At 62.6% G+C, this 6,825-nt stretch carries 6 protein-coding genes; 4 read left to right on the top strand and 2 right to left on the bottom strand.

The features are described from left to right. Both fliI and fliJ read left to right on the top strand, forming a co-directional pair. The coding region (fliI, locus tag BGN91_RS09200; protein WP_292612475.1) for a flagellar protein export ATPase FliI at positions 1 to 1,270 on the top strand (1,270 nt) is incomplete at its 5' end. Positions 1,271 to 1,375: 105 nt separating this feature from the next. After that, on the top strand, positions 1,376 to 1,798 hold the full coding sequence (fliJ, locus tag BGN91_RS09205) for a flagellar export protein FliJ (protein WP_292612477.1): 423 nt from the start codon (positions 1,376 to 1,378) through the stop codon (positions 1,796 to 1,798). Positions 1,799 to 2,099: 301 nt separating this feature from the next. On the opposite strand, the gene BGN91_RS09210 is transcribed toward fliJ, so the two are convergent. Next, on the bottom strand, positions 2,100 to 2,300 hold the full coding sequence (locus BGN91_RS09210; protein WP_292612478.1) for a hypothetical protein: 201 nt from the start codon (positions 2,298 to 2,300) through the stop codon (positions 2,100 to 2,102). 321 nt (positions 2,301 to 2,621) lie between these two features. Beyond that, complete coding sequence (flhA, locus tag BGN91_RS09215; RefSeq protein WP_292612480.1) at positions 2,622 to 4,856, bottom strand: flagellar biosynthesis protein FlhA; 2,235 nt, start codon at positions 4,854 to 4,856, stop codon at positions 2,622 to 2,624. A gap of 174 nt (positions 4,857 to 5,030) precedes the next feature. Here flhA and BGN91_RS09220 point away from each other — a divergent pair, with 174 nt between their 5' ends. Continuing rightward, positions 5,031 to 5,279: a hypothetical protein gene (locus BGN91_RS09220; RefSeq protein WP_292612482.1), complete on the top strand. Its 249-nt coding sequence runs from the start codon at positions 5,031 to 5,033 to the stop codon at positions 5,277 to 5,279. Between the two features lie 173 nt (positions 5,280 to 5,452). Continuing rightward, positions 5,453 to 6,825: TonB-dependent receptor plug domain-containing protein (locus tag BGN91_RS09225; protein ID WP_292612483.1), on the top strand; the 1,373-nt coding region annotated here is incomplete at its 3' end.

The following is a 6,825-nucleotide window of genomic DNA, read 5'->3' on the forward strand; positions in this document are numbered from 1 at the left end:
CGTAGTGGGCGTGCGTGGGCTCATGGTCGAGATTGCCGGCCCCATCCACGCGATGTCGGTCGGGGCTCGTATTGTGATCGAGACCGGCGGTGGCCGTGTCATCCCGGCGGAGGTGGTCGGCTTCAGCGGCGACAATGCCGTGGTCATGCCGTTCGCCGGCCTTGATGGAGTGCGGCGCGGTTGCCGCGCCGTAATCGCCAATGCCTCCGGTCAGGTGCGTCCGTCGGCCTCCTGGCTTGGCCGGGTTCTCAACGCCATGGGCGAGCCGATCGACGGCAAGGGGGCATTGTCGCAAGGGCCGGCGCCGGTGCCGTTCCGCAATTCGCCGCCGCCGGCGCATTCGCGCAAGCGGGTCGGGGAGCCGCTCGATCTCGGCGTCCGCGCGCTGAACACGTTCCTGACCTGTTGCCGCGGCCAGCGGCTCGGCATCTTCGCCGGTTCCGGCGTCGGCAAATCGGTGCTGCTGTCGATGCTGGCGCGCAACGCAGACGCCGACGTATCGGTGATCGGACTGGTCGGCGAACGCGGCCGCGAGGTGCAGGAATTCCTGCAGGATGACCTCGGCGAGGAGGGGCTCGCGCGATCCGTGGTCGTGGTTGCGACCTCCGACGAACCTGCTTTGATGCGGCGGCAGGCTGCCTATCTGACGCTCGCCATCGCGGAATATTTTCGCGACGAAGGCAAGGACGTGATGTGCATGATGGATTCGGTGACGCGTTTTGCCATGGCGCAGCGCGAAATCGGATTGTCGACCGGCGAACCGCCGACCACGAAAGGCTACACGCCGACTGTGTTCACCGAATTGCCGAAGCTTTTGGAGCGCGCCGGCCCGGGAGCCGACAAGGGGACCATCACCGGCATTTTCACGGTGCTGGTGGACGGCGACGATCACAACGAGCCGGTGGCGGATGCGGTGCGCGGCATTCTCGACGGTCACATCGTGATGGAGCGCTCAATCGCCGAGCGCGGCCGCTATCCCGCGATCAACGTTCTGAAGTCCGTCTCGCGCACCATGCCGAAATCCGCCGATCCGGCCTTCCTGCCGGTCATCACGCGGGGGCGTCAGGTAATGGCCACCTATTCCGACATGGAGGAACTGATCCGCCTCGGCGCCTACCGGGCGGGCTCCAACGCCGAGGTCGACGAGGCGATCCGACTCAATCCTGTCCTGGAAGATTTCCTGCGCCAGGCCAAGGACGAGGTGACCAGCATCGAGGACGGTTATCGGCGGTTGCAGCAAATCCTTAAGACCTTGGAAACGGAAAGCTAACTTTGTCGGGTCATCATCCGCTTGTTATCAGAGAGGTGCCGGCGAGCCTCGCAAGCGGTGCCAGTGTGTCCTGCTCAATTGGGACTTCTGGGGGAGTATGAGTCGATGAAGTCGCGTGAAACGCTGATCCGCCTGAGGAAATTCCAGGTCGAGGAGAAGCGACGGAGGGTGGCCCAGATCGAGAGCATGATCGCTGACTTCCAGCGCATGTCGGTTGATCTGGAACGTGAGATCGAAATCGAGCAGGAGCGCGCGGGGATCAACGATCCGGCGCATTTCGCCTATCCGACCTATGCCAAGGCGGCGATCCAGCGCCGTGAAAACCTGACCCGTTCGGCTGATGAACTGCGCGTCCAGCTTGAAGAAGCCAAGATCGGGCTGGCGGAGGCTTTCGAGGAGCTGAAGAAGGTCGAATTGCTCGACGAGCGCGATCAGGCGCGCGAGCGTGCGGAAGAGAACGCCCGCGAGCAGGCCGACCTCGACAGCATCGGCCTGATGCGGGCGCGCATGGGTGCCGCAATAGCCTGAACGCGGCTTCGGCAATTCACATTCATCGAACCCGGGCCGCTCCGCCCGGGTTTTGTTTTTCGCGAAAGCCGGGCGCTCCACGCTGCTCCGACGATGAAACGGGGCTGGGGAAGGGAACATTGTCCGCGGCCGGAATCGGGTTCGCGGCTGGTGCGCTGACGTTTCATGAGCGCAAAAGAAAACGCCCGTGGGGGGCGGGCGTTTTCCATCGTAGTCCACTTGGGGTTAGTGGGGTCCTCTACGACTCACGCGGCGACTTCGGGGGGCAAATGTAAAGAAGCCTCGTGATTCCTTAAATTCATCAGCGAACCACCATTGCGTCGGAACTCGTGACCGCCATCGGCTTGCCGACCTTGATGACGCGGGCAGTTTGCGTATAGCCGTCGTCGGTATTCACGCGCGCCGAAATGGCGAAACCAGCTACCGCAATTCCTGCGACGAGAGCGACAACCACGATTTTCAGGTGGGTCGTCCGATCCGCGCTGTAAATCGAGTGGTTCATTGGAAGCCTCCTGGCGTTAACTTCCTTTGGAGATGTGTCTCCGTCGTCCGCCTACAGGTTCATGATTTCGCGCCTTGAAAACGTAGGAAGCGTCCGTGACGTTCCGAAGAGGCCATCACAAAGCCGTGAAAAGGTGTGAAGCAGCGCGAGCGCATCCACCTGTACCTTGTGCCAAAGTTTGTGATTTTGCAATTATATCAGCGTTTTAACGTTAAGCTACCGTTTGATCGGCCTGCCGAAACGCGTTCCTGAGCGGTCAGACTTAAATCACTTGTCTGATGCCAAAATGCCGCATCCACGGCGACGTGATTCGACGGGCGATCAGATGCTTCCGACGGTCTTGAGGCGGGCGCGCGGATGGATCTCGGCTTGCGACAGCACCGGGGTCTGGGCGCGGAACCGCTCGACCAGCGAGCGGACGAACGGCCGGATCGCGGCCGAGGTCACGAGCACCGGCGCTTCGCCTTCACGCGCCGCATGCTCGAAGCGGTCGCGCACCGCGGTCATGAATTCGGACAGCTTTGAGGGCTGCATCGCGAGGCTGCGCTCTTCGCCCTGGCCGATGATGGATTCGGCAAAGGCCTGCTCCCATTTCGCTGACAGCGCGACCAGCGGCAGGTAGCCGTTGACCGAAGTGTTCTGGGCGCAGATCTGGCGCGCGAGGCGGGCGCGCACATGCTCGACCAGCGTCGCCGGGTTTCGCGAGAAGGCCAGCGCATCGGCGATGCCTTCCAGGATGGTGGAGAGATCGCGCACCGAGATGCGCTCGGCGAGCAGAAGCTGGAGCACGCGCTGGATACCCGAGATCGTGATCTGGGCCGGGACGATGTCCTTGACCAGTTCGCCTTGTTCCTTGGGCAGATCCTTCAGAAGTTTCTGCACCTCGCCGTACGACAACAGGTCCGACATGTTGGTCTTGAGCAGTTCGGTGAGGTGGGTCGAAACCACGGTTGCGGAATCGACGACGGTATAGCCCTTCAGCGAAGCCTCTTCCTTCAGCGAGGCGTCGACCCACGTCGCCGGCAGACCGAAGGTCGGTTCGGTTGTGTGAATGCCGGGGACGTCGACCTGATCGCCGGCGGGGTCCATCACCATGTACTGGTTCGGCCAGATCCGTCCGGAGCCGGCGTCGACTTCCTTGATCTTGATGATGTAGGTGTTGGCCTCGAGCTGCACGTTGTCGAGAATCCGCACCGCCGGCATCACGAATCCCATCTCGATCGCGAGCGAGCGGCGCAACGCCTTGATCTGCTCGGTCAGGCGATCCTGGCCGTCCGGACCATTGACCAGCGGCAACAGCGCATAACCCAGTTCGATCTTCAGATCGTCGATCTTCAGCGCCGCCGAGATCGGCTCCTCGGCAGTCGCCTGGGCCGCTGCGGCGTTGGCTTCGGATGATGCCGCCGCCTTGGCCTCGACGGCCGCGGCACGCTGATGTTTGCGCGAGGTCCATGCCAGCGCCGCCGCGCCGCCGCCGAGCGCGACGAACGGTAGCATCGGAATGCCCGGCAATAGTCCCAGCACCAGCATCACCCCGGCCGACATGCCGAGCGCCTGCGGATAGCCGGAAAGCTGCTTCATCAGCGCTTTGTCGGCGGCGCCGGTGACGGCGGCCTTGGAAACCAGAAGACCGGCGGCGGTCGAGACGATCAGTGCGGGAATCTGTGTCACCAGCCCGTCGCCGACGGTCAGCACCGTGTAGCTGCGCGCCGCGTCGGCGAAGCTCAGGCCCTGCTGCGCGATGCCGATGATCATACCGCCGATGACGTTGATGAAGACGACGAGCAGGCCGGCGACCGCATCTCCGCGCACGAACTTCGAGGCGCCGTCCATGGCGCCGAAGAAGCCGCTTTCGTCCTCCAGCGCCTTGCGACGTTCCTTGGCGGTCTTTTCGTCGATCAGGCCGGCGGAGAGGTCGGCGTCGATCGCCATCTGCTTGCCGGGCATGGAGTCGAGCTGGAAGCGCGCCGCCACCTCGGCGATGCGGCCGGAACCCTTGGTGATGACCACGAAGTTCACGATCACCAGGATCGCGAACACGATGATGCCGATCACGAAGTTGCCGCCCATCACGAAGTTGCCGAAGGCTTCGATGACGTGGCCGGCGGCGGCCGAGCCTTCATGCCCATGCGACAGGATCAGCCGCGTCGAGGCGAGGTTGAGCGACAGCCGCAGCATGGTCGCGATCAGCAGAACGGTCGGAAAGGATGAAAACTCGAGCGGCGCCTGGATGAACAGCGCGGTCATCAAAATCAGAATTGACAGTGTGATCGAGATCGCCAGAAACAGGTCGAGGACCATCGACGGCAGCGGCAGGATCAGGACCACGAGAATGGTCAGGACTCCGAAGGCAAGCGCGAGATCGCCGCGCCGCAGCATGGCCCCGATCTCGCTGAAGCTCGGAAAACCAGGGATTGAGGCGTCCGCGCCCTGACCCGCCGTCATGCCCGCCATCGTCGCCGTTTCCCCTCGCGAATGCCGTTCGCGCGCCCCGAGCGTCTGCGCGGCGGCCGCGGGGCCGCCATTCCGTAAGTGGGGTACCGCACTGGCGTCCACGGGACCCTCCCGTTCTACGCGGCTGACGACACTCGACTTCACTCGGATTCCACCCGGCAAAATTTGCCCGGTGTATGGTTAGCAAAGCGTTAACGCATCTGCCTGGCGGGAGCAGCGGCACGGCCGAGGGAGCCGCGTTGTCCAGATCGCGGCTCTGTTGAAGGCGGCCGTCTATTGGCTGATCCCAACCACGCCGGCCACGACGCAGCCTTGCGAGACCGCCATGGCGGTCAGCGGGACGACCTGGACGAATGGGCTGTCGATGTTGCGAGAGACGCCGCCGGTGACATCGGCGAGCTCTTCGTCGTGAGGATACGCAGTTCGGAGTCGCTGGAATTCTCGAACATGACATTGGCTCCTGTCGTGGTCCGGCTGACTTGCCACTGCCCGGACCAGATCGCAGCGCGCGGCGGCGCTCCGTGACTTTGCGCATCTTCATCGCATCAGGTGCTGGATCGTGGTCAGGCCCGGAACTCCGGCACCGTTGTATTTGTGTCAATATGTCGCATCGTCGATGCGGCCTCTTTTCTCTAGCTTCGATATATTCTTTCATACATATCGAATCGTTGGGGGGCGGGGTGCAATCCAGGAATTCTGTGAGCAGGAGCGTGCTCCTGTCGTCGGTGGCTGTTGTCGCGATGACGGTTGCCGCGGAAGCTCAGGACCGGGGCGGAGTTTATCAACTCGGCGAGATCTATGTATCCGGCGCAGGGCAGGGCGGAACTGGAGTCGGCGGCTCGACCATAACGCGCGAGGAGACATGGACGTTTGAGAAGCAGACCCTCGAACAGGCTGTGAGCCTCGTCCCCGGCGTTGTCAGCACCCAGTCCACCGCCGGTCAGCGCAACGAGACCGACATCTTCGTCCGCGGCTTCGGGCGCTGGCAAGTGCCGCTGATGATCGACGGCGTGCGCGTCTATCTGCCGGCCGACAACCGGCTTGATTTCAGCCGGTTTCTTACCAGCGATATCGCCGAAATCCAGATCCAGAAGGGCTATGCCTCGGTGCTCGACGGCCCCGGCGGCATGGGCGGCGCCATCAACCTGGTGTCGCGCAAGCCGGTGAAGCCGTTCGAGGGCGAATTCAGCAGCGGCGCTTCGTTCGACAATCGCGGCGCGTTCCAGGGTTGGAACAGCTACGCAATGCTCGGTTCGCGCCAGGAGAAATTCTACGTTCAGGGCAGCGCCAACTATCTCAATCAGGATTTTTGGTCGCTGTCGCAGGGCTATTCGCCATATCCGGCGCAAGGCCCTTATGCCGGCTCGCTTGAGGACGGCGGCCGGCGCAACGGCTCCGACACTCGCGACTGGCGCGTCAACCTCAAGGCCGGGTTCACGCCGAACGCCACCGACGAATACAGCATCAACTTCATCAAGCAGTCCGGTGAGAAGGGCGCCCCTCTCAACGTCTACAACAATCCGCCGTCGAGCCAGAACAGCTATTGGCGCTGGCCGGCGTGGGACGTTCAGAACCTGTCGTTCATGTCGAACACCCAGCTCGGCGACGCCTCCTACGTCAAGACCAAGCTTTACTACAACACGTTCTACAACCTGCTCTCGGCGTACGACGACATCAGCTATACGACGCAATCGAATAACGGCCGCTTCGACAGCTATTACGACGACAACGCGCGCGGCGGTTCGGTCGAGGCCGGCACCGATCTGATCCCGATGAACACGCTGAAGGGGGCGTTCCACTACCGTCAGGATTTTCACACCGAGTGGAATGACAACCGCCCGACCAACCCTATCTTCCATTCCACCGAGCCGAAGCAGAATCAGGCGCAGACGACGTGGTCGGTCGCGTTGGAAGACACGTTCCACCTCAGGCCGAACTTCGATCTGGTGGGTGGCGTCAGCTACGACAAATACTGGATCGACAAGGCGGAGGAATTCAACAGCAACGGCGGGTTCATCTACGAATACCCCAAGGGCGGGTCCGACGCGTTAAACTGGCAGACGGCGGCGAT

It is taken from the genome of Nitrobacter sp. 62-13 (genome assembly GCF_001896955.1).
Lineage (GTDB): Bacteria > Pseudomonadota > Alphaproteobacteria > Rhizobiales > Xanthobacteraceae > Nitrobacter.

Coding starts and splice junctions, on each gene's coding strand:
- fliJ (WP_292612477.1), top strand. CDS start 1,376: ATGAAGTCGCGTGAAACGCTGATCCGCCTGAGGAAATTCCAGGTCGAG.
- BGN91_RS09210 (WP_292612478.1), bottom strand. CDS start 2,300: ATGAACCACTCGATTTACAGCGCGGATCGGACGACCCACCTGAAAATC.